General features: G+C 67.1%; 24 protein-coding genes. 7 read left to right on the forward strand and 17 right to left on the reverse strand.

Annotated features, from left to right (window positions below; genetic code table 11):
- Window positions 1–8 precede the first annotated feature (8 nt).
- The 5 genes from KXD96_RS26075 to KXD96_RS26095 are packed head-to-tail and all read right to left on the reverse strand — an operon-like array spanning window position 9 to window position 6,483.
- Window positions 9–1,307, reverse strand: a complete 1,299-nt coding sequence (locus tag KXD96_RS26075; protein WP_260741728.1) for an LLM class flavin-dependent oxidoreductase — start codon at window positions 1,305–1,307, stop codon at window positions 9–11.
- A gap of 2 nt (window positions 1,308–1,309) precedes the next feature.
- Entirely contained in the window at window positions 1,310–3,040 is a 1,731-nt protein-coding gene (locus KXD96_RS26080; RefSeq protein ID WP_260741731.1) for an FAD-binding protein, read from the reverse strand.
- Entirely contained in the window at window positions 3,037–3,954 is a 918-nt protein-coding gene (locus tag KXD96_RS26085; protein WP_260741733.1) for a 3-carboxyethylcatechol 2,3-dioxygenase, read from the reverse strand. The genes KXD96_RS26080 and KXD96_RS26085 overlap by 4 nt, the downstream gene beginning before the upstream one ends.
- Window positions 3,902–5,620, reverse strand: a complete 1,719-nt coding sequence (locus KXD96_RS26090; RefSeq protein ID WP_260741736.1) for a bifunctional 3-(3-hydroxy-phenyl)propionate/3-hydroxycinnamic acid hydroxylase — start codon at window positions 5,618–5,620, stop codon at window positions 3,902–3,904. The genes KXD96_RS26085 and KXD96_RS26090 overlap by 53 nt, the downstream gene beginning before the upstream one ends.
- A complete protein-coding gene (locus KXD96_RS26095; RefSeq protein ID WP_260741737.1) occupies window positions 5,620–6,483 on the reverse strand; it encodes an alpha/beta fold hydrolase in 864 nt (287 codons plus the stop codon). Before KXD96_RS26095 ends, KXD96_RS26090 begins: the two co-directional genes overlap by 1 nt.
- A gap of 126 nt (window positions 6,484–6,609) precedes the next feature.
- Here KXD96_RS26095 and KXD96_RS26100 point away from each other — a divergent pair, with 126 nt between their 5' ends.
- Together KXD96_RS26100 and KXD96_RS26105 are read left to right on the forward strand one after the other, a co-directional pair.
- The gene (locus KXD96_RS26100; RefSeq protein WP_260741742.1) at window positions 6,610–7,287 is read left to right on the forward strand and encodes an IclR family transcriptional regulator; all 678 of its coding nucleotides are present in this window, start codon (window positions 6,610–6,612) and stop codon (window positions 7,285–7,287) included.
- A 14-nt stretch (window positions 7,288–7,301) separates the two neighbouring features.
- Window positions 7,302–8,915, forward strand: a complete 1,614-nt coding sequence (locus KXD96_RS26105; RefSeq protein WP_260741744.1) for an FAD-dependent oxidoreductase — start codon at window positions 7,302–7,304, stop codon at window positions 8,913–8,915.
- An 81-nt stretch (window positions 8,916–8,996) separates the two neighbouring features.
- Here the strand turns inward: KXD96_RS26105 and KXD96_RS26110 are convergent, their stop codons facing one another.
- A complete protein-coding gene (locus tag KXD96_RS26110; protein WP_260741748.1) occupies window positions 8,997–10,217 on the reverse strand; it encodes a sensor histidine kinase in 1,221 nt (406 codons plus the stop codon).
- Window positions 10,218–10,321: 104 nt separating this feature from the next.
- Between KXD96_RS26110 and KXD96_RS26115 the strand changes: the two genes are divergently transcribed.
- The gene (locus tag KXD96_RS26115) at window positions 10,322–10,975 is read left to right on the forward strand and encodes a response regulator transcription factor (protein WP_260741751.1); all 654 of its coding nucleotides are present in this window, start codon (window positions 10,322–10,324) and stop codon (window positions 10,973–10,975) included.
- Here KXD96_RS26115 and KXD96_RS26120 read toward each other — a convergent pair.
- From KXD96_RS26120 to KXD96_RS26130, 3 genes are all read right to left on the reverse strand, one after another.
- Window positions 10,968–11,882 (reverse strand): thiamine pyrophosphate-dependent enzyme, encoded by a 915-nt coding sequence (locus tag KXD96_RS26120; protein WP_260741753.1) that lies wholly within the window; start codon window positions 11,880–11,882, stop codon window positions 10,968–10,970. The two genes, KXD96_RS26115 and KXD96_RS26120, sit on opposite strands and share 8 nt — an antisense overlap.
- Before the next feature lie 133 nt (window positions 11,883–12,015).
- A complete protein-coding gene (gene meaB, locus KXD96_RS26125) occupies window positions 12,016–12,894 on the reverse strand; it encodes a methylmalonyl Co-A mutase-associated GTPase MeaB (RefSeq protein ID WP_260741755.1) in 879 nt (292 codons plus the stop codon).
- Window positions 12,895–14,034, reverse strand: coding sequence for a thiolase family protein (locus KXD96_RS26130; RefSeq protein WP_260741756.1), 1,140 nt, complete (start codon window positions 14,032–14,034; stop codon window positions 12,895–12,897).
- A gap of 193 nt (window positions 14,035–14,227) precedes the next feature.
- On the opposite strand from KXD96_RS26130, the gene KXD96_RS26135 reads away from it, so the two are divergent.
- Complete coding sequence (locus KXD96_RS26135) at window positions 14,228–15,085, forward strand: proline iminopeptidase-family hydrolase (RefSeq protein ID WP_396877490.1); 858 nt, start codon at window positions 14,228–14,230, stop codon at window positions 15,083–15,085.
- Between the two features lie 47 nt (window positions 15,086–15,132).
- Here the strand turns inward: KXD96_RS26135 and KXD96_RS26140 are convergent, their stop codons facing one another.
- The 4 genes from KXD96_RS26140 to KXD96_RS26155 are packed head-to-tail and all read right to left on the reverse strand — an operon-like array spanning window position 15,133 to window position 19,272.
- Window positions 15,133–15,900 carry an enoyl-CoA hydratase/isomerase family protein gene (locus KXD96_RS26140; protein WP_260741759.1) on the reverse strand — a complete coding sequence of 256 codons (768 nt, stop codon included), beginning with the start codon at window positions 15,898–15,900 and terminating at the stop codon, window positions 15,133–15,135.
- Window position 15,901: 1 nt separating this feature from the next.
- Window positions 15,902–16,999, reverse strand: a complete 1,098-nt coding sequence (locus KXD96_RS26145; RefSeq protein WP_260741760.1) for an acyl-CoA dehydrogenase family protein — start codon at window positions 16,997–16,999, stop codon at window positions 15,902–15,904.
- Complete coding sequence (locus KXD96_RS26150) at window positions 16,986–17,891, reverse strand: acyl-CoA dehydrogenase family protein (RefSeq protein ID WP_260741764.1); 906 nt, start codon at window positions 17,889–17,891, stop codon at window positions 16,986–16,988. The genes KXD96_RS26145 and KXD96_RS26150 overlap by 14 nt, the downstream gene beginning before the upstream one ends.
- On the reverse strand, window positions 17,869–19,272 hold the full coding sequence (locus KXD96_RS26155) for a class I adenylate-forming enzyme family protein (protein WP_260741766.1): 1,404 nt from the start codon (window positions 19,270–19,272) through the stop codon (window positions 17,869–17,871). The genes KXD96_RS26150 and KXD96_RS26155 overlap by 23 nt, the downstream gene beginning before the upstream one ends.
- A gap of 125 nt (window positions 19,273–19,397) precedes the next feature.
- On the opposite strand from KXD96_RS26155, the gene KXD96_RS26160 reads away from it, so the two are divergent.
- From KXD96_RS26160 to KXD96_RS26170, 3 genes are read left to right on the forward strand one after another with little or no spacing between them, the layout of a single operon-like run.
- On the forward strand, window positions 19,398–19,733 hold the full coding sequence (locus tag KXD96_RS26160) for a 2Fe-2S iron-sulfur cluster-binding protein (RefSeq protein ID WP_260745559.1): 336 nt from the start codon (window positions 19,398–19,400) through the stop codon (window positions 19,731–19,733).
- A 24-nt stretch (window positions 19,734–19,757) separates the two neighbouring features.
- Window positions 19,758–20,072, forward strand: a complete 315-nt coding sequence (locus KXD96_RS26165) for a DUF4286 family protein (protein ID WP_260741768.1) — start codon at window positions 19,758–19,760, stop codon at window positions 20,070–20,072.
- A gap of 5 nt (window positions 20,073–20,077) precedes the next feature.
- Window positions 20,078–21,343, forward strand: a complete 1,266-nt coding sequence (locus KXD96_RS26170; protein WP_260741769.1) for an amidohydrolase family protein — start codon at window positions 20,078–20,080, stop codon at window positions 21,341–21,343.
- Between the two features lie 74 nt (window positions 21,344–21,417).
- Here KXD96_RS26170 and KXD96_RS26175 read toward each other — a convergent pair whose 3' ends face one another.
- From KXD96_RS26175 to KXD96_RS26190, 4 genes are read right to left on the reverse strand one after another with little or no spacing between them, the layout of a single operon-like run.
- Window positions 21,418–22,401: a CaiB/BaiF CoA transferase family protein gene (locus tag KXD96_RS26175; protein WP_396878916.1), complete on the reverse strand. Its 984-nt coding sequence runs from the start codon at window positions 22,399–22,401 to the stop codon at window positions 21,418–21,420.
- A 53-nt stretch (window positions 22,402–22,454) separates the two neighbouring features.
- Entirely contained in the window at window positions 22,455–23,411 is a 957-nt protein-coding gene (locus KXD96_RS26180; RefSeq protein ID WP_260741775.1) for an LLM class F420-dependent oxidoreductase, read from the reverse strand.
- A complete protein-coding gene (locus KXD96_RS26185) occupies window positions 23,396–23,818 on the reverse strand; it encodes a cobalamin-dependent protein (protein ID WP_260741776.1) in 423 nt (140 codons plus the stop codon). Before KXD96_RS26185 ends, KXD96_RS26180 begins: the two co-directional genes overlap by 16 nt.
- Window positions 23,818–25,395 carry a methylmalonyl-CoA mutase family protein gene (locus KXD96_RS26190; RefSeq protein WP_260741782.1) on the reverse strand — a complete coding sequence of 526 codons (1,578 nt, stop codon included), beginning with the start codon at window positions 25,393–25,395 and terminating at the stop codon, window positions 23,818–23,820. Before KXD96_RS26190 ends, KXD96_RS26185 begins: the two co-directional genes overlap by 1 nt.
- Between the last annotated feature and the right edge of the window lie 20 nt (window positions 25,396–25,415).

A 25,415-nucleotide genomic window follows, 5' to 3' on the forward strand; every position in this document is an offset into this window, starting at 1 on the left:
CGCCGGTCTTACTTCCGCTGTTCCTTCGCGCGCTGAGCCGCCTGGACGCGACCCTCGTTGATCTCGGCCATGGCTTCGGGGATCTCGCTCGCGGTGAACTTGTCTCGGCCGGTGGGCAGGCCGCCGAACGCGTAGGTCTCGTCGAACAGCGGTGCGGTCGACTTGGGCCGGCGCGCCTCGACCTTCTCGATGACCGGTGCGAGCCGCTTGGCTTTGTCGGCGACCGCCTTCTCGTCACGTTCGATGAACTCGGGCAGCACCTCGGAGCCCATCAACTCGATGGACTCCATGGTGCCCTCGTGGCTGCGGGGATTGAGCAGCAGGATGATCTCGTCGACGCCGCTTTCCTCGTAGCCGCGCAGGAATTCGCGGACGGTGGCCGGAGATCCGATAGCGCCGCGTCCGGGACCGTAGGCCAGGGTCGGGTCCTTCTCGACCTCTTCGAGGTACCGCTTCCACACTCCAGTCCGGCCGGGTGTGTGCATCCCGGTCAGGTAGTAGTGCATGATTCCGAACGAAAAGAACCCGCCACCCTGCCCCAACCGCTGCAGCGCCTCGTCGTCGGTCTTGGCGACCATCATCGACAGGTCCCCACCGATGGCCAGGATGTTCGGGTTGATCCGCGGCGTGATGGGGACGCCGTTCTCCTCGAACTCTTTGTAGTAGCCGTTGACCCGTTCGGTGAGCGGCCCGGGGCCCGTGTAGGCGAAACTCAATGCGCCGATGCATTTTTGGGCGGCCATCTGCACGCTGGCCGGCCGCGTGCAGGCGACCCAAACCGGTGGATGCGGCTTTTGCATCGGCTTGGGGATGACGTTGCGGGGCGGCATCTGGATTTGGTCACCTTTGAAGCCCGTGAACGGCTCCTCGATCATGCAGCGGATCGCCACTTCGAGTGACTCCTCCCACTGTGCGCGCTTGTCGGCGGGATCGACATCGAATCCACCGAGCTCACCGACGGAGGAACCTTCACCGGTGCCGAATTCGACGCGCCCGTTGGAGAGCAGGTCGATGGTGGCGACGCGTTCGGCTACCCGCGCCGGGTGGTTGACCGCGGGCAGCAGGTGCATGATCCCGAAGCCCAGCCGGATGTTCTTCGTCCGCTGGCTGGCCGCGGCCAAGAAGATCTCGGGTGCCGTCGAGTGGCAGTACTCCTCGAGGAAGTGGTGCTCGGTCAGCCAGACGGTGGAGAACCCCGCCTTGTCGGCGGCCTCGACCTCGTCGAGGCACTCCTGCAACATGACGCGTTCGTCGTCGGGCGCCCAGGGCCGCGGCAGGGCGAATTCGTAGAATAGGGAAATTTTCATTGTTACCTCCTATGAGAATTAAGGGTTCGTTTGGCTGCGTGTGCGGCAATGTGATTCGCGGCGACAAAGCCGAATGTCATCGCGGGGCCGATGGTCGCCCCGGCGCCGGCGTAGCTGCGTCCCATCACCGGCGCGGCGGTGTTACCCACCGCGTACAGCCCCGGCACTACGGTGCCGTCGTCCCGTAACACCCGCGCGTATTCGTCGGTGCGCAGGCCGCCCGACGTCCCGAGGTCGCCAAGGACGATCCGGAATGCGTAGTACGGCGGATCGGCTAGCGGGTACAGGTTCGGGTTGGGCAGTGTCGGATCGCCGTAGTAGTTGTCGTAGACGCTGTCGCCGCGGTTGAAATCGTCGTCGTGGCCCTTGCGGGCGAGTTCATTGAAGCGCCGGGCGGTTTCGGATAGTTTGTCCGCCGGCACGCCGATCCTGGTCGCCATCTCCTCCCACGTCATCGCGGCCTTGACCACGCCCGATTCGAGCCACGCCGAAGGCACCTTGCGACCGGTGGGCACCGGCGCGCCCGGGATTTTGGGTATCGGCAGATGACCGCCGATGACGTAGCGATTCCACGACCTGTGGTCGGTGATCAGCCAGCAGGGGATGTGGGTGACCCCGGATTTCTGGCCGTCGATCATGGCGTGGCCGAAGTCCATGTAGGGGGCCGCCTCGTTGATGAAACGCTTGCCATCGCCGTTGACGATGAACTGCGCCGGCATCATGCGTTCGTTGAGCATGAATTGCATGCGGCCGTCCGGCCATTGGATGGCGGGAAACCACCACGCCTCGTCGAGCAGGTCGGTTGCGGCGCCGAGCTTTTGGGCCGCACGAATCCCGTCGCCCATGGCGGCGGGGTTGCCAAAGCTCCAGTCCTGCTCCACCACGGGCAACAGTTCCTTGCGCCAGGCCAGGTCGTGGTCGAAGCCGCCCGAAGCCAGGATGACCCCGAGACGCGCGCCGATCCGCTGCGTCTTGCCGTCCCTTTCCACCGACGCGCCGGCCACCGATCCGTCGGCGTCGGTGAGCAACTCGGTCATCGGCGAGTCCAGCCACAGCGGTACGCCGCGCTCCCTCATGGTCAATCTGAGGCGAGCGGCCAACGACTGCCCGATCGCCGCCATCCGCTCGCCGAAAACCCTGGCCCGGACCATCCGCGCGATCAGCTTGAGCAACACGCCCTTGCCGGCCCACGATTGCCGGATCCGGTAGAAGGTCCGAAGTTCTTTGGGCCCCAGCCAGATTCCCTTCGGCGCTAGCGCCAGCGGCTGCAACAGCTTCTGCTCGTCGGGCCCGAGCTTCCGCAGGTCGATGGGTGGCACGTTGATCGTGCTGCCGAGTTCCGACCCGCCGGGCAGTTCCGGGTAGTAGTCGGCGTACCCGGGTTTCCAGACGAACTCACACCAGCCGGAGAGCCGTTCGAGAAACCCGAGCATTTTGGGCGCGGACTCGACGTACTGCCGGATCCGCGCCTCGCTGACCAGTCCGTCGGTGATCTGCCGCAGGTATTCGACGACGCCTTCGGGCTCCGGGGCATAGCCCTCCCTGCGCTGCGCGGGCGCCCCCGGCACCCAGATGCCACCCCCGGACAGGGCGGTGGAACCGCCGAAGAACGAAGACTTCTCCACGACCAACGCGTCCAGCCCGGCGGCCTGGGCGGTCAGCGCGGCCGTCATGCCTCCACCGCCCGACCCGACGACGAGCACGTCGACGACGTGGTCGAAATCGGCCGTCATTTCGGCACTGCCGTTCTGATGGCGAAGCCGGCGATCAGTTCGGGAGCCGGTTTGTAGTAGCGCCCGACGGTTTCGTAGGGCCCCGCGCTGGCCAGCGCCCCGAATGCGGCGACCCACGTTCTGATCTCCTGGGCGGAGCTTCCGCCCTCGTGGGCCACGAACGAGTTGGACCACTGGTCGAGCTCCTCCAGCCAGCCGCCGTCGATGATCTCGAGGAACCGCTGATCCCACACCGGGTTCAGTGGTTGCAGGGCGCTGTCGCCGGCGGCGAAGCTCTTGGCCGCATCGATCACGGCCGCCTGCCGTGCCTGCCGCTGTTCGGGCGTCATCGGCTGGCCGTGCACGATGCGCTCCAGCACGGGCGGCGGCGCGGTCGCCAATGTGGGCACCGGCGGGCTGTGCGAAAGGCCCCCCGATCCCAGCACCAGGACCCGCTTGTCCAGTGTGGACAAATAGCTGCCGACGGCGGTGCCGAGCGCCCGGCAGCGCTGTAATGGCCCCAGTGGCGCGCCGATTGCGTTGATGAAGATGGGTATCACCGGGCGTGAAGTTGCTTCGCCGAACAGCTTCTCGAGCGGCTGGACGGTGCCGTGATCAACGTCCATGCAGGCCGAGACCGCGACGTCGACCCCCGCGTCGAGCACCGCTTTCGCGCACTCGGTCGCCAGCTTCTCCGGAACGTCGAGCGGGCCGGCATGGGTGCCGTAATCCCCGACCCCGTTGGCGTTCGTGCCGATACAGAAGGGCGGCATCATCTTGTAGAAGAACCCGTTGTAGTGGTCCGGGGAGAAGACGACGACGAGTTCGGGGTCATAGTCGGCGACGAATTGCCGCGCCTCGGCGATCGCCCCTTCGATGTCGTCAAGCAGGTCCTGCGACGGCCCCGGAAGATTCAGGAGCGGGCTGTGCGACATACAGCACAGAGCCAGTGCCACTTTGCGATTCACCCCCTCGCGGCGTGAGCGTGAGTGCGTCGAGCAGCGCGGCGCTCAGGTCGGGAGCGCGCTGGGCGATGCAGGCGCCGGCAATGCACCGGTCGGGCCGCAGGAACAACACCGATTCCTGGTGGGTGTCGAACCAGGATTTGACGGCACCGCCGGTGTCACCGACGACCACCACGTCGGGATCGTCGTGTCCGTTCCAGTGCAGCTGAGTCGCCGGACGCAGCGCAATGAACCGCGCGCCCAGCGCTTTCCAGTTCGCGAAGGCGACGTCGCCGAGAATCTTGCGGGGGTTGTTGTTCCAGCACAGCACGGCGAACCAGTCGCCGAGTACGTCGTCCAGCAAGACGTTCTGCCGGTCGCGGGTGTCGACCCGAGGCTGGATGAACAGCGTGCCCACCGGCGAATCCGCCCGGGCGGGAGCGGCGTGTACCACCGCCCCCTGCTCGTAGCGCGGCATCGGCTTGAACCGCATCTCCAGGACATATCGCTTGAGCGACGGCACAATTGACGCCGACCGCACGAGGAGGTCGCGCGCGCCGGCCACCCGGCGGTTGGTCGGCGAAATCACCCGACCCACCATGGTGGAAAGGTCGATCATCGCCCGCGCGTGCTTGCGGCGCTCCACGTCATAGGTGTCCAGCAGCCTGTCGTCGGCGCGGCCGCTCACCACGGCCGCGAGCTTCCACCCCAGGTTGGCCGCGTCCCGGATCCCGCTGTTGTAGCCCTGGCCCTGCCAGACCGGCATCAGATGGGCGGCGTCTCCGGCCAGCAGCAGCCGACCCTTGCGGAACGCGCCGGCGATCCGCGAGTGATGCGTGTAGACCCGCCGGCGAATCACGTCGACGCGGTCCGGGTGAGGGACCATGCGGGCCAGCATCTGCGTCAGGAATGCCGGATCCTCCGCCTGCTCGTCGGTCTCGTCGGCGTGGATCATGAACTCGAACCGGCGGATTCCGTGCGCGATCGAGATCGAGGCATACGGACGTTCGGGGTCGGCGCCGACCTCGCTGTTGGGGTGGCCTAGGGGGTCGTTGGCAATGTCGACCACCAGCCAGCGCGTCGACGACGTGGTCCCGTCGAATGACACGTCCATCATGCGTCGGGTCATGCTGCGGCCGCCGTCGCAGCCCACCACGTAACGCGCTCGCAGGCAAGGTGTTTGGTGGTCACACTCACCGCCGAGTTCCACCGTCACCCCGTCGGCGTCTTCCTGACAGGCCGTCATGGGTCGGCCCCACCACACCTCGACGTGCTCGAATCGATCCAGGCCGCCCAGCAGCTCGGCGTCGACGAGCGGTTGGACGAAGCCATTGCGTTTCGGCCAGCCGAAACGTGCGTCGGGCGGGGCCATTTCGGCGAGCACGCGCCGCTTGGCGTCGACGAAACGCAGGATCTGGTTGGGCACCGTGTGCGGCAGCACCCGGTCGACCAGCCCGATCGACTGGAACGTCCGCAATGCCTCGTCGTCGAGCCCCACCCCGCGTGGATAGTCGATCAGTGTGTCGCGTTCTTCGACCACCACGGTGCGGATGCCCCGCAGGCCAAGGATATTGGCCAACGTCAAGCCGACCGGCCCCGCACCGACCACGACGACGTCGGTCTCGATTCCTACCGGCTCGCGCCCCGCGTCGACCATCACCGCCCCAGCAGGAAGTCGAGATGCAGACGATTGAAGGTCTTGGCGTCCTCGTACTGCGGCCAGTGACCGCAGCCGGGCATCAGCTCGAAGCGCGCATTGGGGATCATCGACGCGATGCGGCGGCCTTCGGACACGTCCGCGGTGGGGTCGTCGCTGGTCCACAGCACCAGCGTCGGCGCGGTGATCGCGCCGTATTCGTCGGGGCCGATGATGTTGCGCGCCCGAATCTCGGGGTCCTGCAGTGCCATGATGTCGCGCATGGCGTCGACGAATCCCGGTTGGCGATAGATACGTTGGCGGCTGGCCACCAAATCGTCGTAGTCCTTGGACTTGTCTGCCATCAGCCACTTGATCCGCGCTTGCACCGTCTCCCAGGTCGGGTCTTCGGCGGCCGCCATGGACAAGGTGATGATCCGCTTCATCACGACCGGGTCGGCCTGCGAGCCGCCGGCGGTATTAAGGACGAGCCGGTCGACAACGTCGGGGTGGTCGATGGCGGCGCGGGCGGCCACCCAGCCGCCCAGCGATTCACCGCTGAGACAGGCACGGTCGACCCCGACGGTGCGCAGGACCGCCATCAGGTGCTCGACGTAGTGGCGGACCTCCAGCGGGTGGCCCGGCTTGCCGGTGTAGCCGTGGCCCAGCATGTCGATCGACCAGGTCCAGAAGTGCTCGGCATGCGCGCCCAGGTTGCGAACGTACGCCTCGGCGTGACCACCCGATCCGTGCAGCAGCACCAGCACCGGCTTGCCCGGGTCGCCGGCCCGCAGATAGCGAGTACGCACTCCCCCGGCGTCAAGGTAGCCCTGCTCAAACGCGACGCCCTGCAGATCGCTCCAGATGCTCTCGAACTCCGCCACGATTCCTCTCTGGCCGAAGGATTGGGAAATATCGTTCTCGTTTTTGATGTACCTGGTGTGCTAATATCGCACACTGATGTGCGTTATATATAGAGCTTCGCTCTCGGATGTGGGTCTGTCAAGGCCGTGACGGGTTCGGGAACCGGTTCGCAGACCCTGGCCAGGGGCCTGACGGCGCTGCAGATGGTCGCGGACTCCCCCGGTGGGCTCACCGCGCAACAGCTCGCCGACCAAGTCGGGGTGCATCGCACCATCGCGTATCGATTGCTGACGACGCTCGCGGAATTCCGGCTGGTGGCCAAGGGAGAGGATGGGCGCTACCGGCCCGCGGCCGGCCTCGCCGTCCTCGGCGCATCGTTCGACCGAAACGTGCGCCAAGTCAGCCTCCCGACGCTGCGCGCCCTGGCCGACGAGCTAGGCACCACCGTTTCATTGCTCATCGCCGAGGGCGACCAGCAGGTGGCCATCGCGGTGATCGTGCCGAGCCATGTGGCCTACCAACTGTCCTTCCACGAAGGCAGTCGTTACCCGCTGGACCGCGGCGCCGCCGGCATCGCCTTGCTCGCCAGCATGCCGCCGCGCCCGGGGGAACGAGACCTGGTGACCCGGGCGCGCGAGCGCGGCTGGGTGACCACGTACGGGGAGATCGAGCCGAACACCTATGGCCTGGCCGTGGCGGTCCACCGCCCGGCCCCATCCCCGCCGACCTGCATCAACCTCATTTCGCACCGGGAAGACGTGGTGATGCGCGGGAAAGACGCGGTCGTCAAAGCCGCCAAACAGTTGTCCGACCTGCTGAGCTGAAGGGATAGCAATCCATGTCGTGGGACATGCAAGTCGACGTAGTCGTGCTCGGCAGCGGAGGCGCCGGGCTTACCGCCGCGCTCGCCGCGGCCGCGTCCGGGGCCTCGGTGGAGGTTTTCGAGAAGGCGCCGACCGTCGGCGGGACCACCGCGGTGTCGGGCGGCGTCGTGTGGATCCCCGCCCACAACCGTTCGCCCGACGGGGAATTGACGCCCGCCGACGCGTTGCGATACCTGCGCGCGCAGTCCCTGGGGTCGATGGACGACGAGTTGGTCGAAACATTCGTGCACACCGGTCCGGCGATGCTCGACTTCGTCGAGGCACACAGTGGCTTGCGCTTCGAGATCGCCACCGGCTTCCCCGATTACCGACCGGAGCTGCCGGGGGGACAGCCCGGCGGAGGCCGGTCGCTGAGCGCGGGGCCGTTCGACCTGAACCAGATTGGCGAGTGGGGCAATCGGATCACCTCGTTTCCCGCCGATTGGTCCAACGTCGGTATCGATGCCGAAACGAGGGCTCGCCTGCACGTGACGGTCGACGAAGGCAGCGACCTGTGCGTCGCCGGCACCGCGCTGATCGCCGGGCTGCTCAAGGGACTGCTGGATGCCGGGGTGACGCCGCACACCAATGCGCGCGCCGAGCAACTGATCGCCGAGGACGGAGAGATCACGGGCGTCCGGGTTGCCCTGCCCGATCGGACCATCAGGGTTCGCGCCCGGCACGGCGTCATCCTGGGCACCGGGGGATTCGAATGGGATCCGGCTCTGGCACAAGCCTTTCTGCGCGGCCCGATGCACGGCGCCGTCTCCCCGCCGAACAACACCGGAGACGGGCTGCGGATGGCGATGACCCATGGCGCGGACCTGGCCAACATGGGTGAGGCCTGGTGGGTACCGATCGTCCAAATCCCCGGGGACACCATCGACGGCAAGCCGCGCAGCCGCAGCGTGCGGCTGGAACGAACGCGGCCGCGGAGCATAATCGTCAACGCCGCCGGGCATCGCTTCGTCAACGAGGCGTGCGACTACAACTCGATGGCCGGCGCTTTCCACTACCTCGATCCCCGCGGCGGGTACGTCAACGACCGGGGATGGATGGTGTTCGACTCAATTCACCTGCAGCGGTATGGATTTCTGGGCGTCGAACCCGGGCAGCCGGTTCCGGACTGGTTCTGTGAGTCGGCCAACCTCGCCGAGTTGGCCGAGAAGACCGGCATCGACGCGGACGGCTTGATCCGCACCATCGAGGCCTGGAACCGGCACGTGGCCACCGGCACCGATCCCGACTTCGGCCGCGGCTCCAGCGCCTACGACGGTTATTGGGGCGACGACAGCGCGACCACACTCGCGGGCAAGACCCTCGGCCCGATCGACACCGCCCCTTACTACGCGGTGCCGGTGTGCATCGGCGCGATGGGCACCAAGGGCGGCCCGCGCACCGACCGCGACGGGCGTGTGCTGCACGTCAACGGTGAGCCGATACCCGGCCTGTTCGCCGCGGGCAACGCGATGGCCGGAGTCACCGGGCGGGCGTACGGCGGTGCTGGCGGAACCATTGGTCCGGCAATGGTTTTCGGCTACCGCGCCGGTCATGCCGCAGCCACCGGGAAGTCCGTCGACCTGAGGTAACCGGCTGTGGGCACGCCCCGAGTATGGCCCCTACGCACCGCATTTGCCCAAATTTCGTCCGTAAGCCCCACACTCGGCGGCTTATCTCGCGATCGGCACCTCGACACAGATGTGGGTGCCCACCGGGGAGTCGAGGAAGAAGAACCTTCCCCCGGCGGCCTCCACCCGGGCCCGGTGCGACGCCAATCCGATGTGCCCCTCACCCAGGCGGCGCGCCACCGTCTCGTCGTTGAATCCCACGCCGTCGTCGACGACGTGCAAGACGCACCTTCCATCCGTGATGCCGAGCCTGATCGAGGCGCTACGGGCCCGCGAATGTTGCACGACGTTGGACAACAACTCGCGCACCACACCGAACACGACGGGATCGACGGCGGTGCGGATCGGGTAGTCGATGTCGGTGGAGATTTCGATGCCGGACCGCTGGGCGGTGAAGGTGACCAGCTGCTGGACCGCGGCCGCCAGGCCGACCTGTTCGAGAACGGCCGGATGCAGCTCGAAAGTCGCCTGCCGCAACCGCTCCGATGCCATCTGGAGACCGGCCAGCGCGCGGCTTACTCGGTCGTCGCCGGGCAGCGCCCCATCCAACTCGACGAGTTCTTGGCGCACGGCCAAGATGTCTTGCAGCGGCCCGTCGTGAATGGATTCCGAGATCCGCCGCTGTTCGACGTCGGACGCCGTCATCGTCTGAGCGAGCAGTTCTTCGCGCAGTGTGCTGAGTCCGGCCACCGAACGGGCATGCCGCTCCTCGACGCGAACGGCCACAAATGCCGTGACACACAAGAATCCGTAGAGCAGGAACCGGAACGTGGCCTCGGTGAGGCCGATCGTCCCGACCATATCGGGGTCCTCGAGCACCGCGATCGCGAAACCCACCATCGAGAAGATCAGCACCGCCGCCGCTCGGCGCGACGAGACGTCGAGCCCTATCAGGATCGGCAGCGCCGTCATGATGAGCAGCGGATGGAGCCCGTTGGTCGACAATATTTGGAAGACCGTCAGCACGAAGACATCGATGACGGTGAACGCAAACGGCTCCAGGCGGCCGACGTCGGCCAACAGTCCCCGCGCGAGCCACCGTCGGCTGTGTGAGAAAGCCAGCACCAGAGCAGAAAACGCCACCAAGGCGTACGCAACGATCAGCACAGTTTGCTGAGTCCACTCGGACCGGCGGGTGCCGCTGAGCATCGCGGCGACCATCAAGCCCACCACACCGATCCGCAGGACCGAAGCAAGCCGGTACGAACGCAGCTGGTGAAGCCTGCGCACCCGACCCAGTTCCACGTCACTGGCGACCGCCACGCGAACACAGTACTCATCCGCCACGCTTGCCTCCGGGTAAAACCTGCCGACGCGCATCAGAGTTTCCCCAGATCGGGGTCGCTTTGCGGGCTACACTCATCGCCATGGCCGGCCCAGCAGCGCCTGGAAAGGTACGGGTGGTTGTTGGCGACGATCACCCGCTCTTCCGTGAGGGCGTGGTCCGTGCGCTTTCGTCGAGCGGTTCGGTTGATGTCGTCGGCGAGGCCGACGACGGCGCGGCGGCCCTGAAACTGATCAAGGAGCACCTGCCCGACGTCGCTCTGCTCGATTTCCGGATGCCCGGCATGGATGGTGGGCAGGTGGCTGCCGCGGTGCGGAGCCAGGAGTTGCCGACCCGGGTGCTGCTGATTTCCGCGCACGACGAGCCCGCCATCGTGTATCAGGCACTGCAGCAGGGCGCCGCCGGGTTCGTGCTGAAGGACTCGACGCGCAGCGAGATCGTCAAGGCCGTGCTCGACTGCGCGCAGGGCCGCGACGTGGTGGCGCCCGCGCTTGTCGGGGGCCTTACCGCAGAGATCCGTCACCGGGCCCAACCGACGGGCCCCGTGCTCAGCGCGCGAGAGCGTGAGGTGCTCAACCGGATCGCGCGTGGTCAAAGCATTCCGGTGATCGCGACTGAGCTGTTCGTGGCCCCCTCGACGGTCAAGACGCACGTGCAACGCCTCTACGAGAAGCTCGGCGTCAGCGACCGCGCGGCGGCCGTTGCCGAGGCGATGCGACAAGGCCTGCTCAGCTAGCTGCCGACCAGTGGTCCGGTTCGCTGGCCGACGCCGGATCCTCCGCCCGCAGCAGCGCGTTCGCGAATCTTCCGGCCTCGCCAACCAGGTGGCGAGCCCGTCGTTCCACCTCGTAGAGGTGACCGGCGCTGACGCCGTCGCGGGTCAGCTGCCGTCGCGCGTAGACCAGTGGGTCCACTCCCGCGGGGTGGTTGGTCCGGTAGGTAACCGCCTCCACCAGGGTGGGGCCACCACCGGCGCCGGCTCGTTGCACGGCTTCGGCGACCGAATTACCCACCGCCGCAACGTCCTTGCCATCGACCGACAGCACGGGCAAGCCGTGCCGCTCGCGCGGGCCCCGGCGCACGCCGGACCCGTCGCGGATGTTTTCGACGACGAACACCACTGGGAGCCGCCACGACAGCGCGATCTGCGCGGCCGATTTGAACTCGGCGGAGTTCACGGCGTCCTCCCCAATGATGCACAGCGTCGCCCTGCCTTCGCCGGCGACCTGCTGCCCATAGGCATCCCCGAGCGCGAACAAGATCGATTGCCGCACCGGGTTGGAGGTGGCGAAGATCTCCTTCCACTCCGTCGCGAACGGGCTCTCTTTCGCGACTCCGGCCGTAGCCCGGCCCGGAGAGGTCATCTCGGCGATGGCCGGGCCCAGCGGAAGGGCAAGGGCGACCTGCTGGGCGTGTTGGAAGTGGCGGATCGCGGTGCTCATGATGTCGCCCGACCGAAGCGCTGCGACGGTGCCGACGGCCACGGCCTCTTGCCCGAATGCGGCTTCCATGGGTCCGTTGAGCAGACCGTCTATGCGCCGCTCTTCGAGCGCCATGTCAAGCAGTCGCAATACCCACATCTGGCGGTACAGCTCCAGCTGTGCACCGACCTTCGCGGCCGACTGTGCAGGTGTGCGGGCCATGTGTCGGTCTCCTAACTCTGTGCCGGGTCGTACACAGATCAACGTAGGGAGGCCGGCCCGATCCGGCCTCCGCCGATCGGTCCGCAAAGTAGATGAATCCCCATTCCCCCAATCGGGGGACAGCGGGCGCGGCTTAGTCCTGCTCGCGAGGGGTCGGTGACAGCAACCGCTCGGCCGCCGAGTAGGGATCCTGGGTGCCGTCGACGACCGCCTCGGCGAGTTTGTCCAGGTCCGGCCGGCTGCGCAGCCGGGTTTGCGCCAGCGACAGGATCTGGGCGCGGGCGCGGGCCAGTCGGCGGGCGCGGCTGTCGGCGCGGTGGTGATCCTCGATGGCGGCCATCAACTCCGCGATGCCCTCGCCGCGGGCGGCGATGAGGCTGACGATCGGCGCATCGGTCTCGGCGCGCAGGTCCCGCACGGTCTGTTCGGCACCGTCGCGGTCGGCCTTGTTGACGACCACGATGTCGGCGACTTCGAGCACCCCGGCCTTGGCGGCCTGAATCGCGTCACCCGCACCGGGATTGAGAATGACGACGGTGGGGTCGGCGACGGCGGCAATCTCGATCTCCGATTGGCCCACCCCCACGGTCTCCAGCAGGACCACGTGGTAACCGATCGCCCCCAGCAGCCGGATCGCCGCGGGGACGGCGGCGGCCAATCCCCCGAGGTGACCGCGGGTTGCCACCGACCTGATCAACACGTCGGAATCGTTGATATGCGCGGCCATTCGTATGCGATCGCCCAGCAGCGCGCCACCGCTGAACGGCGACGACGGGTCCACCGCCAGCACCGCCACCCGGAAATCCCGCTCGCGGTAGGCGCCGACGAGCGCGGCGATCGTGGTGGACTTGCCCGCACCCGGCGGCCCGGTGATGCCGATGACGCTCACCGGCGAGGGCTCGATACTGGCCAGCACCTCGTCGCGGCGCTCACCCTCGACCAGAGAAAGCAGCCGACCCGCCGCGCGCGGAGATCCGTTGCGCGCACCCGCAATCAAGTCGGCGATCTCCATTTAGGGGGCTGGGACCTCGATGACCGTGGCGGACCCCATGCCGCCGCCCGCGCACATGGCCGCGACCCCGATTCCGCCACCGCGTCGACGCAATTCGTGGACCAGCGTGACAAGCATCCGGGCGCCCGTCGCCGCCACCGGGTGGCCCAGCGAGCATCCGCTGCCGCTCACGTTGACCGTGTCCGGGTCGAGATCGAGCAGCTTGACGGTGGCCACGCACATCGCGGCGAAGGCCTCGTTGATTTCGAACAGGTTTACATTGGAGACCGAGATACCGGCGCGGGCAAGGGCTTTCGGGATCGCTTCCACCGGAGCCAACCCGGTGATCGCCGGGTCCAACCCGACGGACGCCCAGGACCGCACGGTGGCCAGTGCCGGCAGGCCGAGCCCGTCGCTCGCGATGGTCAGCACGGCCGCACCGTCGTTCGCGCCGCACGCGTTGCCGGCGGTGATGGAAAAGCCCTCGATCTCGGGATGCAGCGGCTTGAGTGCGGCCAGCTTCTCCATCGTGGTGTCGCGGCGCGGGTGTTCGTCGACCGCGAACAGTCCGTGCGGCGTCTCGATCGGGACGATCTCTTCTTTGAAGCGACCCTCGTCGATGGCGGCGATGGCGTTGCGGTGCGACCGCAGCGCCCACGCGTCCATCTCCTCGCGACTCACGCCGGCTTTCACCGCGGCATTCCAGCCGACCGTGATTGACATGTCCATGTTCGGTGCCTCGGGGCTGTCCGGGTGGGTCGGCGGAAACCAGTCGACCCAGTCGCCGTCCACCTGCATCCGGGACCGCGGGGACGTCGAGGCGGAGTTCACGCCACCGGCGATGACGAGCTGATCCATGCCGGCACGCACGCTTGCCGCCGCGGTCTGCACCGCCGCCTGTCCGGCCGCGCAGTGGCGGTTGTTGGCCAGGCCGGGCACCTGGGTCAGGCCGGCGGTGATGGCCGCGTGGCGCGCGATCACGCCGCCGCCATAAAGCCCCTCCCCCAGGATCACGTCGTCGACGAGGGCGGGATCGAGGTCCTTGGCCGCTTCGGAGACGACGTGGTGGGCGAGGTCGAAGGCGCTGGTGTCGCGCAGTGTGCCTTTTCGGGCGGTGCCAATGGGGGTGCGCAGGGCGGACACGATGACGGCTTCAGGCACGGGTTTTCTCCAGTTCGGCGAGCGCGTCGCGAGTGCTCGAGAGCCCCCGCAGCTTATGAGAACACTATTCTCTCATTCTGAGAGTCAGCGTTGCAAGACAGGTCGATGCGCGAGCAGACGCAAAATCGCATATACCGGAATCGCAGGGTGCGACTTTCTGTCTGCTCGCCAATCCCAGGAGGCGTCGTCGGCAATGGAGGGAATGGTCACGGTCCCGGGTGGCAACGTGTGGTTCAAGCGGGTCGGCGGCGGGCCGGGCGTTCCCCTCCTGGTGGTGCACGGCGGGCCCGGTTTACCCCATACCTACTTGCGCTCCCTGGAACGGTTGGCCGACGAACGCGAAGTCATCTACTGGGATCAACTCGGCTGCGGTAACTCCGAGCGCCCGCCGAACCGCGACCTGTGGACGATGCAACGGTCGGTGGCCGAAATGGATGCCGTCGTAAAAGCTCTAAGCCTCAACCGTTTCCACATCTTCGGTAACTCGTGGGGCGGGATGTTGGCGCAACAGTACGCGCTTGACGTGACCTCGCCTGCCGTCAGCCTCACCATCTCGAACAGCATCGCCTCCATACCGCAGTTCTCGAAGATGGTGGCCCGGCTCAAGGCCGAGCTCGACCCGGCAACGCAATCTGCCATCGACCGCCACGAAGCCGCCGGGACGACGTACACGGCCGAATACCAGGACGCGATCCGCACCTGGAACGAAACGTACCTGTGCCGCGTACGGCCCTGGCCCCCCGAGCTTTTGCAGGCCTTCGCCGACATGGGAACCGACATCTTCGAGACGCTGTTCGGGCCGAGTGACTTCCACATCGTCGGGACGATCCGCGACTGGGATGTGTTCGACCGATTGCCGGAAATCAGCCTGCCCACCCTCGTTCTCGCGGGCAGGTTCGACGAATGCGTGCCCGAACACATGTGGGACATGCACCAGCGCATCGCCGGCTCGCGCTACGAGCTGTTCGAGTCCAGCGCTCACATGCCCTTCATCGAGGAGCCGCGCAAGTTCGACTCAGTGATGCGTGACTTCCTGCGGTCACACGACTGACGGCGCCATGGCGAAGAATCGGGTGAAAAGTCGCCGTGGCGCGGACCTCAGTTCTTGCCCGCCGCCAGCTTGGAGACGATCGACCGGAAGTCGTCGGTCGTGAACGACTGGTGCTCGGCCGAGAGGGCGTAGTCCAAGCTGGCCAGGACCGCCCGCTCCAAATGAATGTTGAGCACCCGCTTGGTGCTTTCCACCGCCTGCTGCGGCAGCTCCAGAATCTTTTTGGCGCAGGCGATTGCGTCCGCGACCGGGTCGGCGGACACGTGGTTGGCCAGGCCGAGCTCCACGGCGCGCTGCGCGCTGATGCGGGTGCCCGTCAACGCGAACTCCTTGGCCAGCAGCAGGCTGATGTGCAACGGCCAGGTCAGCGGCCCGCCGTCGGCGGCCACCAACCCCACCTGCACGTGCGGGTCGGCGAGGTAGGCGTCTTCGGCGATGTAGACGATGTCGCTCAGCGCCACCAGGCTGCAGCCGAGCCCGACGGCGGGGCCATTGACCGCGGCCACCACGGGAATTCGGCAGCGCGCCATGCCCAGCACGATCTCGCGCCCGTCGCGGATGGTCTTGGCGCGCAGGTCCGCATCGGACGACAGCTCCTTGAGGTACGAGAAATCGCCGCCGGCCGAAAACGCCCTGCCGGCCCCGGTGATGACCGCCGCGCGGGCGGTGGGGTCATCGGTCAGTCGCTGCCACAGGCGCGCGAGGCCGACGTGCAGGTCGTCGTTGACCGAGTTGAGCGAATCGGGGCGGTTCAGGGTGATGATCCGCAGCGGACCGTCGGCTCGGACGTCGATTTCGGCAGGCATGTCGTACACGTCAGACTCCCAATCCCAAGATGCGTGAAGCGATGATGTTCTTCTGTATCTGTGATGTCCCGCCCATCACACTCTGCGCGCGGCTGTACAGATAGGCGCTGAGCAGGTCCGGATCGCGGGTCCCGGTGACCGCCAGTGCGGCGTGCCCGACGGATTGCTCGACCCAGGTCATCAGCAACTTGTCGAGCGACCCCTCGGGCCCGTGCGACACCCCGTCCAGCTGTTCGGACAGCCGGCGACGGACGTGATGGGTCAGCATCTCCGACTGGACCGCCGCCCACGCGAGCTCTTCGGGAACCGGGCCGCCAAGGTCGCTGTTGCGCGCGTACAGACTTCGCACCAGCTTGCCGTACCGGGCGGCGTAGCCGAGCGTGGAGGGTTCGCGCTCGTGCCCGACGACGGTCATCGCCACCGCCCAGCCGTCGCCCGGGGCGCCGACCATCCGGTCGGCAGGTATCTTCGCGTCGTCGAAGAACACCTGACCGAATTCGTTGGTCACCCCGTTGATCATCCGCAGCGGCCGTTGTTGCACGCCAGGCTGTTTCATTTCCAGCACGAACGCCGACAGGCCGCGGTGGCGTTTAGCCTCCGGATCGGTGCGCGCCAGCAACAGGCACCAGTCCGCCACATCGGAGTAGCTGGTCCAGATCTTGTGCCCGTTTACCACGTAGGTATCACCCTCGAGGCGGGCGGTGGTGGTCAGCGAGGCCAGGTCTGAACCGGCACCCGGCTCGCTGAAGCCCTGGCACCATCGCTCGGTGCCGTTGATGATGCCGGGCAGGAACCGTTGCCGCACTTCGTCGTTGGCGTGCCGGCCGATCCCGTAGATCAGGTAGCCCACGCTGGGACGCGGCGGCGCACCGGCCCGGGCGAGTTCCTCGTCGACGATGACGTCATACACGGGCGGCAGCTCCTGGCCGCCGTACTCGCGGGGGAACGACAGCCCGAAGAAGCCCTCTCGGTACAGGGCCTGATGCCATTCGGCCTGGCGGGCCCAGTACTCGTCGCCGGAGCCGGAGAATTCTTTTGCGTGCACCGAAAGCCAGGACCGGAGCCGTTCCCGGAAGGCGGCTTCGTCCGGTGAGTCACGAAAGTCCAAGATCGATCTCCTTCAATGCGACGGGCCACAGCTCGGTCGATATCAGGGCGCGTCGCAGGTAGACGTGCACCACGCAGTCCCAGGTGTTACCGATGCCACCGTGCACCTGAATGGCTGTCTCACAGACGGTTCGGGCGGCTCGCGCGCAGTAGACCTTCGCCACCTGCGCGGCGCGGATGGCCTCGGCGGGCGGCAGTTCGTCGACCGCCCACGCGGCATGCCGCGACACGCTGATCGAACCTTCGATCAGCGCAAGGCTTTCGGCGAGCAGGTGTGCGATGGCTTGGTAGGACCCGATCGCCTTGCCGTATTGCTCACGGATCTTGGCGTAGTCACACGCGACCGCGTGCGCGCCCCGGGCGATGCCCACCAGGTCCGCCGTCGTGGTGACCAGCGCGAGCGCCCGCCATTGCGCGGCGATGTCAGGGGACACGTCGCCCAGTGCCGCCGATGTTCCCGCGATCGTCGCTTCGGCGCGGGTCAAATCCGGGCCATCGGTCACGTCTCGCACATCGGCCGCGTGGACGGTGCCGCCGGAAAGGCTCAGGGCCCGCCGGGCGCCCCGCGCGTCGATGGCGCGGCCGTCGACCGCGACCGTCACGCCCGCGCTGTCGGCGCCGACGTGGCGGGTCAGGTCGTCGGCAAGTACTGGACCGAGAAACGGTGTGTCGACCAGCCGGCGCCCGAATTCCTCGGCCACGATGGCCACTTCGACGCCCGACGCCCCGTCGGAGCGCAGCGACCGCCAGCCCGTGCCCGCGATTTGCTTGTCCAGACGCGCAATCCGGCTCTGGTCATCGAGGTCTTGGACCGCTGAGGGTCCAAGGTCGTCGGCCAGCTTGGCGGCGGCGTCGCGCAATTGCTGTTGTTCACTTGTCAGACGTACATCCATAGCGCTCCTTCAGCACTCGGCGCAGTACCTTGCCCGAGGGCAGGCGAGGAATGTCGGGCACGAACACGACCCGGCTCAGGTGTTTGTAGGAAGCCAGCCGCTCATCCACCCGGGCGGTGAGCTCTGCGGCGTCGACGGGTGCGCACGTCGCCACCGCGGCGACCACCGCTTCCCCGTTGATTCCGTCGGGTACGCCGAACACGGCGCAGTCTTTGACGGCCGGATGGCCGTGCAGCACGGTCTCGATTTCGGCGGGCGCGACCTGAAAACCGCGAACTTTGATCATCTCTTTGAGGCGATCGGTGATCCGCAGCCAGCCGTCGGCGTCCATCCAGCCGACATCTCCGGTCCGGTACCAGCCGTCGCGGATCACCTCGGCGGTCGCCTCGGCCGGCAGGTAACCGGCCATCAGCGACGAGGATCGGGCCTGGATCTCACCGACCTCCCCCGGAGAGAGCGGTTCGCCCGTCTGAAGCGAGACCACCCGCACGTCCACGCCCGGCACTGGACGCCCCACAGCGTCCAGGCGGGCGCCCTCGATCGGATTGCAGGCGATCACGGGCAGTTCGGTGGTCCCGTACGCCGGAACCCAACCGATGCCGGTGCGCCGGGTGACCGTCTCCGCAACCTCAGCGCTCACCGGGGTCGCCCCCCACATGATGTAGCGCAGCGAGGACAGGTCATAGGACTCGAGCGTGGGATGCGAGGCAATGGCCAGCGCGATCGGTGCGACGGCCATTTCGACTGTGATGCGGTCGTTTTCGATGTGGTGCAGCATCCGGTCGATGTCGAACCGGGGATGCAGCCGCACGCGGGCGCCGGTGCGCAGCGCCGTGAGGATGTTGAGCAGCCCGAGGATGTGCGACGGCGGGGTGGCGATTTGGATCCGGTCGCGCCCGGTCAGCTGCAGCGCCTCGCGCCAGTGCCGCACGGCCTCGTCCAGCGCCGCGTGGGTGTGCCGGACGGCCTTCGGCAGGCCGGTGGTGCCGGAACTGAACACCAGCACTGCGTCGGACTGCGGCGGGGGCGTCGCGGTGATCGGCTCCCCGGCTGCGACCGGCTCGTCGAGGTGCAGCATCGGCATCATGCCGGCCAGCACCGGATGGTCCCCGACGGCGTGCGCGGGTTCGGCCACGGCCAGCGCGTGGTCGACCTCGTCGCGCTTCCACGCGGGGCTGATGAGTATCGCCGTTGCCGCAAGCCGCCAGATGCCCAGCAAAGCCGCGACGAATTCCGGCCGGTTGGACGCCATCACCGCGACGCGTTGACCTGCCGTGACACCGTTCTTGGCCAGGGCCGCAGCCCAGCCGTCGGCCAGCGCGTCGAGCTGAGGCAGGCGAAATTGCCGGTCCTCGAACACGACCGCAGCCGGCTCGGTCACGTCCCGTCCTTCCCTGACAGGCCGGGCCGACCTGACATCCGCACAGACTTGAGAAGATCCTATCGCTCTGTGAGAATAGTATTCTCTATACTGAAGAATGCAAGTACGGGAGGGGGCGGTCGATGGTGACAGTCGCCCGAAGCATCGAGGAGACCCCACGGGTGACAACTCCGTCAAACGGCTCGGGGGCGGGCACGGTAACCATCCACATGGACCGCAAGAAGGTCTCGGTGCCGCTGGTCCCCGGCGAGACGCTATTGCAGAGCGCGCGGCGGGCCGGCCTGGAACCGCCGTTCAGTTGCGAGGCCGGCAACTGCGGCACGTGCATGGCCAAGCTCGAAGAAGGCCGTGTGACCATGCGGGTCAATGACGCTCTGGACGAAGACGAGGTCGCCGAGGGCTACATTTTGACGTGCCAGGGCGTGCCGGACACGGATTCGGTCACGGTGCGCTACGAGTAGGAGCCCGACAGGAAGGTGACGGCGATGGCCAAGGGCATCATGTACGTCGAAAGTCGGCCCAGTTCGCCCGATCGCGAGCAGGAATACAACACCTGGTACGACGAAGTACATATCCCCGAACTTCTGGCGCTCGACGGAATCGTCGCGGCACGCCGGCTGCGTCCGATTGACGGGAGCGGCCCCTATGTCGCCATCTACGAGCTGGAGGGCGACAACCTTCAGGCCATCTTGGACAACATGATCGCCAACGCCGGCCAACTGCACATGTCCGATGCGTTGCTGTTAGATCCTGCGCCCATCCCCCGGTTGCTCGAGACAACCAGCGAGCGGAGCCGCTGAATCTCATGAACGTCGACGACCTGATCCTGGTGAGCATTGACGACCACGTGGTCGAGCCACCGGACATGTTCCTGCGCCACGTACCAGCCAAATACAAGGCCGAGGCCCCGATCGTCGTCACCGACGACAAGGGCGTCGACCAGTGGATGTACCAGGGCCGCCCGCAGGGCGTGAGCGGACTCAACGCCGTGGTGTCGTGGCCGGCCCACGAATGGGGCCGCGACCCAGCGGGTTTCGCCGAGATGCGCCCGGGCGTCTACGACGTCCACGAACGCGTCCGGGACATGAACCGCAACGGGATCCTGGCGTCGATGTGCTTCCCGACCTTCACCGGCTTCTCCGCGCGTCACCTCAACATGCACCGCGAGGAGGCGACGCTGGTGATGGTGTCGGCCTACAACGACTGGCACATCGACGAGTGGGCCGGCTCCTATCCGGACCGGTTCATCCCCATCGCGATCCTGCCCACCTGGAACGTAGACGCCATGTGCGCGGAGATCCGCCGGGTGGCGGCCAAGGGCTGCCGGGCGGTGACCATGCCGGAACTGCCGCATTTGGAAGGGCTTCCGAGCTACCACGACGACGACTACTGGGCTCCGGTCTTCCGCACGCTCTCGGAGCAGAACGTGGTGATGTGCCTGCACATCGGGACGGGATTCGGGGCGATCAGCATGGCGCCCGACGCGCCGATCGACAACTTGATCATCCTGGCCACGCAGGTCTCGGCGATGTGCGCACAGGATCTGCTGTGGGGCCCCGCCATGCGCAAATACCCCGACCTGAAGTTCGCCTTCTCCGAGGGCGGCATCGGCTGGATCCCGTTCTACCTGGACCGCAGCGACCGCCACTACACCAACCAGAAGTGGCTACGGCGCGACTTCGGGGACAAGCTGCCCAGCGAGGTCTTCCGCGAACACTCGCTGGCCTGCTACGTCACCGACAAGACGTCGCTGAAGCTGCGCCACGAGATCGGCATCGACATCATCGCCTGGGAATGCGACTACCCGCACTCGGATTGCTTCTGGCCGGACGCGCCCGAGCAGGTGCTGGCCGAGCTGAACGCCGCCGGCGCCGACGACTCCGACATCAACAAGATCACCTGGGGCAACGCGTGCCGGTTCTTCAGCTGGGATCCGTTCGCGCGAACGCCCCGCGATCGGGCGACGGTGAAAGCGCTGCGCGCCAAGGCGAATGACGTCGACGTGTCGATCCGGTCGCGTGCCGAGTGGGCACGGCTCTATCAGGAGAAACAACTCGCCAAGCTGACGTAGCCACGTCAGCGCGAACGTCGACTTGTTGGGCGAAATCGGGCGATTTCGGCGCGAGAACTCGACGTTCGGCGGGTTCAGCCCTCGCTCAGCTCCGGCGGCGGGCGGTATTCGGGCTCGTAGCCCGAGACGTGGATCGGGCTTCCAACGAGACGGAAATCGCCCGCCGTGACAATGACTTCGGGCGTCGCTTCGAGTGCTTCGGGCAGCGTCCTGACGGCCGCGGCGGGCACGCCGAGTGGGCGCAGCCGGCGTTCCCACCCCGCGGCGCTATCGGTTGCCAGCATCGCCGTGACGACCGTCAGCACCTCGTCGCGGCGGGCGACTCGCTCGGCCATCGTCTCGAAACCCCCGATGCCCGCCTCGGCGGCAAACGACTTCCAGAAGCCGTCGTGCGTAATGAACAGCGCCAGATACCCGTCGGCCGTCGGAAAGAGCTGAGCGGGAACGTAATACGAATGCGCCCCGTGTGGGTGCCGCTGCGGCTCGACGCCGTCATTCAGGTAGGCCGACGCGTGGTAGTTAAGCTGCGACAGCATCACATCGCGCAGCGAGACGTCTACCTGTCCTCCGGTTCCGGAGATGATCTTGGCCAACAGCCCCAGCGCCGCGGTCATCCCGGTGGAGTTGTCGGCCGACGAGTAACCGGGCAGCGTCGGCGGGCCGTCCGGGTCGCCGGTCAGGGCGGCGGTGCCGACGCCCGCCTGCACCACGTAGTCGAAAGCCGGATCGTCGCCGCCGTACAGGCCGAATCCGGTGATCGCGACGCACACGATCCGCTCGTTGTGCCGCCGCAACCGCTCGTAGGTCAATCCCAGCCGACGGATCGCCGAGGGCTTCAGGTTCACCAGCAGCGCATGCGATTCCGCGACCAGCTCGCCCAGACGTTGCTGTCCGGTCTTTGAGTTGAGGTCCAGACAGATGCTCGACTTGTTGCGGTTCAGGCTGGCGAAGTAGGAGGGACCGACGCCGCGCGAGATCTCACCGCCGCGCGGCTCGATCTTGGTGACGTCGGCGCCGAGGTCGGCGAGCAGCATGGTCGCATAGGGACCCGCCAGCATGGTGCCGACCTCGAGGATGCGTATGCCCGCCAGCGGGCCACTGTTGGTCGTGGTCAACGCAATTCCGTCGCCAGCGAGGCGATCACCTCGCGCGTGCGCCGCTTGGAGGCGACCAGCTCGTCGCGGTTGTCGCCAATGGGCAAGAGCCGCACCGACAAGTCGGTCACGCCGGCGTCGGCGAAGCGGCGCATCCGGGCCAGGATGGCCTCCTCGTCGCCGGCCGCGCACAGATCGCCGACATCGCGGGCATCACCGCGTTCGAGCAGACGCTGGTAGTTGGGCGACACCTCGGCCTCGCCCAGGATGCGGTTCGCCCGCTCCTTGGCCGCGTCGACTTGTGCGGGCGCACAGAGGCATACCGGAATCCCAGCGACGATCCGCGGTGCGGGGCGCCCGGCATCCGCGGCGGCCTTGGTGATCTTCGGTGCGATGTGGTCGCCGATCGCGCGTTCGTCGGCCATCCACAACACGGTGCCGTCGGCGAGTTCACCGGCGAGCTGCAGCATCACCGGCCCCAGCGCGGCGACCAGCACCGGCATCGGGGTATCGGCCCCGATCGCCAGCGGATTGTGCACCGTGAACGAATCATTCTCGACGTCGACCGGTCCCGGCCCGGCAATGGCGGCGTTGAGCACCTGCAGGTAGTCGCGGGTGTAGGCCGCCGGCTTCTCGTATGGCAGGCCGAGCATGTCGCGGATGATCCAGTGGTGCGACGGCCCGACACCCAGCGCCAATCTTCCACCGGCCACGGCATGCGCCGAGAGCGCTTGGCGGGCAAGGGCGATCGGGTGCTGTGCCTGCAGCGGCACCACCGCGGTGCCCAGCTCGATACGTGAGCTGTGCGCGGCCATCAGCGACACCATGGTCAGGCAGTCGAAGTCGTCGGGAACCTGCGGCATCCATGCGGTGTCCAGACCCGCGGACTCGGCCCATTCGATATCCGACGCCAGCTTGTGCACCTTGCGGGCCATATCGCCACGCTCGGCCCCGATCATCACTCCGACGCGCATTGTTCCTCCACAGGCTCGGGGGTGCCGGTCAGCGCGCGGATCTCACGCACGAGCACGTCGAGCGGCGTGCCGGTGGGGAAAACCGCCGCGGCGCCGGCGGATAGCAGCTTGGGTACGTCGGCGTGCGGAATGGTTCCGCCGACCACGACGGCGATGTCGGCGGCGTCCGCGGCCCGCAACGCCTCGATGGTGCGGGCGGTGAGCGCCAGGTGAGCACCGGACAGAATGCTCAGCCCCACGACCGCCACGTCTTCCTGGACGGCGATCGAGGCGATGTCCTCGATGCGCTGCCGGATGCCGGTGTAAATCACCTCGAAACCGGCATCGCGCAGCGTGCGGGCGACGATTTTGGCACCGCGGTCGTGCCCGTCCAGGCCGGGCTTGGCGACCAGAATCCGGGCGGCCATCAAAACACCACCGGTTGCTGGAATTCGCCCCACACCGCCTTGAGCGCGGCGACCATTTCGCCGACCGTGCAGTACACGTTGGCGCAGTCGATCAGCTTGTGCATCAGATTGTCGTCCCCTTCGGCGGCACGTGATAGCGCCGCCAGGCTGGATTTGACTGCCGCCGAGTCCCTTTCGGCCTTGACCTTGGAGAGTCGCTTGAGCTGGAGGTCGCGTCCTTCGGCGTCGAGCTCGTAGGTGACAACATCGTGTTCCGGCTCCTCGGTCACGAACCGGTTTACCCCGACGACCGGGCGAGCGCCGGACTCGATGTCCTGGTGGATCTTGAACGCCTCGTCGGCGATCAGACCCTGCAGGTAACCATCCTCGATGGCGTGGACCATTCCGCCGTGCCGCTCGAGGTCGGACATGATCTCGATGATGCGCGCCTCGGTGGCATCGGTCAGCGCCTCCACGAAGTAGGAGCCGCCCAGCGGGTCGGCGACGCTGGCGACGCCGGTTTCGTGCGCGAGGATCTGCTGGGTGCGCAGCGCCAGCGTCGTGGTTTCCTCGGTGGGCAGGGCGAACGGCTCGTCCCAGGCCGCGGTGAACATCGACTGGACACCGCCGAGCACCGCGGCCATCGCCTCGTAGGCCACCCGGACGATGTTGTTGTGGGCCTGTGGCGCGTACAGCGATGCGCCGCCACACACGCAGCCGAAGCGGAACATCGCCGCCTTGGCCGTCTTCGCTCCGTAACGCTCCTGCACGATCGTCGCCCAACGTCGGCGTCCCGCACGGTATTTGGCGATCTCCTCGAAGAAATCCCCGTGGGTGTAGAAGAAGAACGAGATCTGTGGCGCGAATTGGTCGATCGTCATCCGGCCGCGTTCCACCACGGTGTCGCAGTATGTCACCCCGTCGGCAAGGGTGAACGCCATCTCCTGCACCGCGTTGGCCCCGGCGTCCCGGAAGTGCGCGCCAGCCACCGAGATCGCGTTGAACCTCGGGACCTCGGCCGCGCAGAACTCGATGGTGTCGGCGATCAGCCGCAGGGATGGCTCCGGCGGCCAGATCCAGGTCCCGCGGGAGGCGTACTCCTTGAGGATGTCGTTCTGGATGGTTCCGGTGAGCTTCGCCCGCGGTATGCCCTTTTTCTCGGCGGCGGCGACGTAGAACGCCAGCAGGATCGCCGCCGTTCCGTTGATCGTCATGCTCGTACTGAGCTTGTCCAGCGGGATGCCGTCGAACAGGATCTCGAAATCGGCCAGCGTGTCGACCGCGACGCCGACCCGGCCGACCTCCTCGCCGAACTCGGGGTCATCGGAGTCGTACCCACACTGGGTGGGCAGGTCGAGCGCCACCGACAACCCGGTCCCGCCCTGTTCCAAAAGGTAGCGGTAACGGCGATTGGATTCCTCGGCGGTGCCGAATCCCGAGTATTGGCGGAAGGTCCAGAGCTTGCCGCGGTAGCCGGACGCGAAGTTACCCCGGGTGAAGGGAAACTCCCCCGGTTGCGGAGGCGCCGCGCTGACATCCGCCGGCCCATAGACCGGCTGCAGCGGGATACCTGACGGAGTGTGGGCCGTATTATCCATCGGTGAATAACGTACTTGCA

It is taken from the genome of Mycobacterium sp. SMC-2, from assembly GCF_025263485.1.
Lineage (GTDB): Bacteria > Actinomycetota > Actinomycetes > Mycobacteriales > Mycobacteriaceae > Mycobacterium.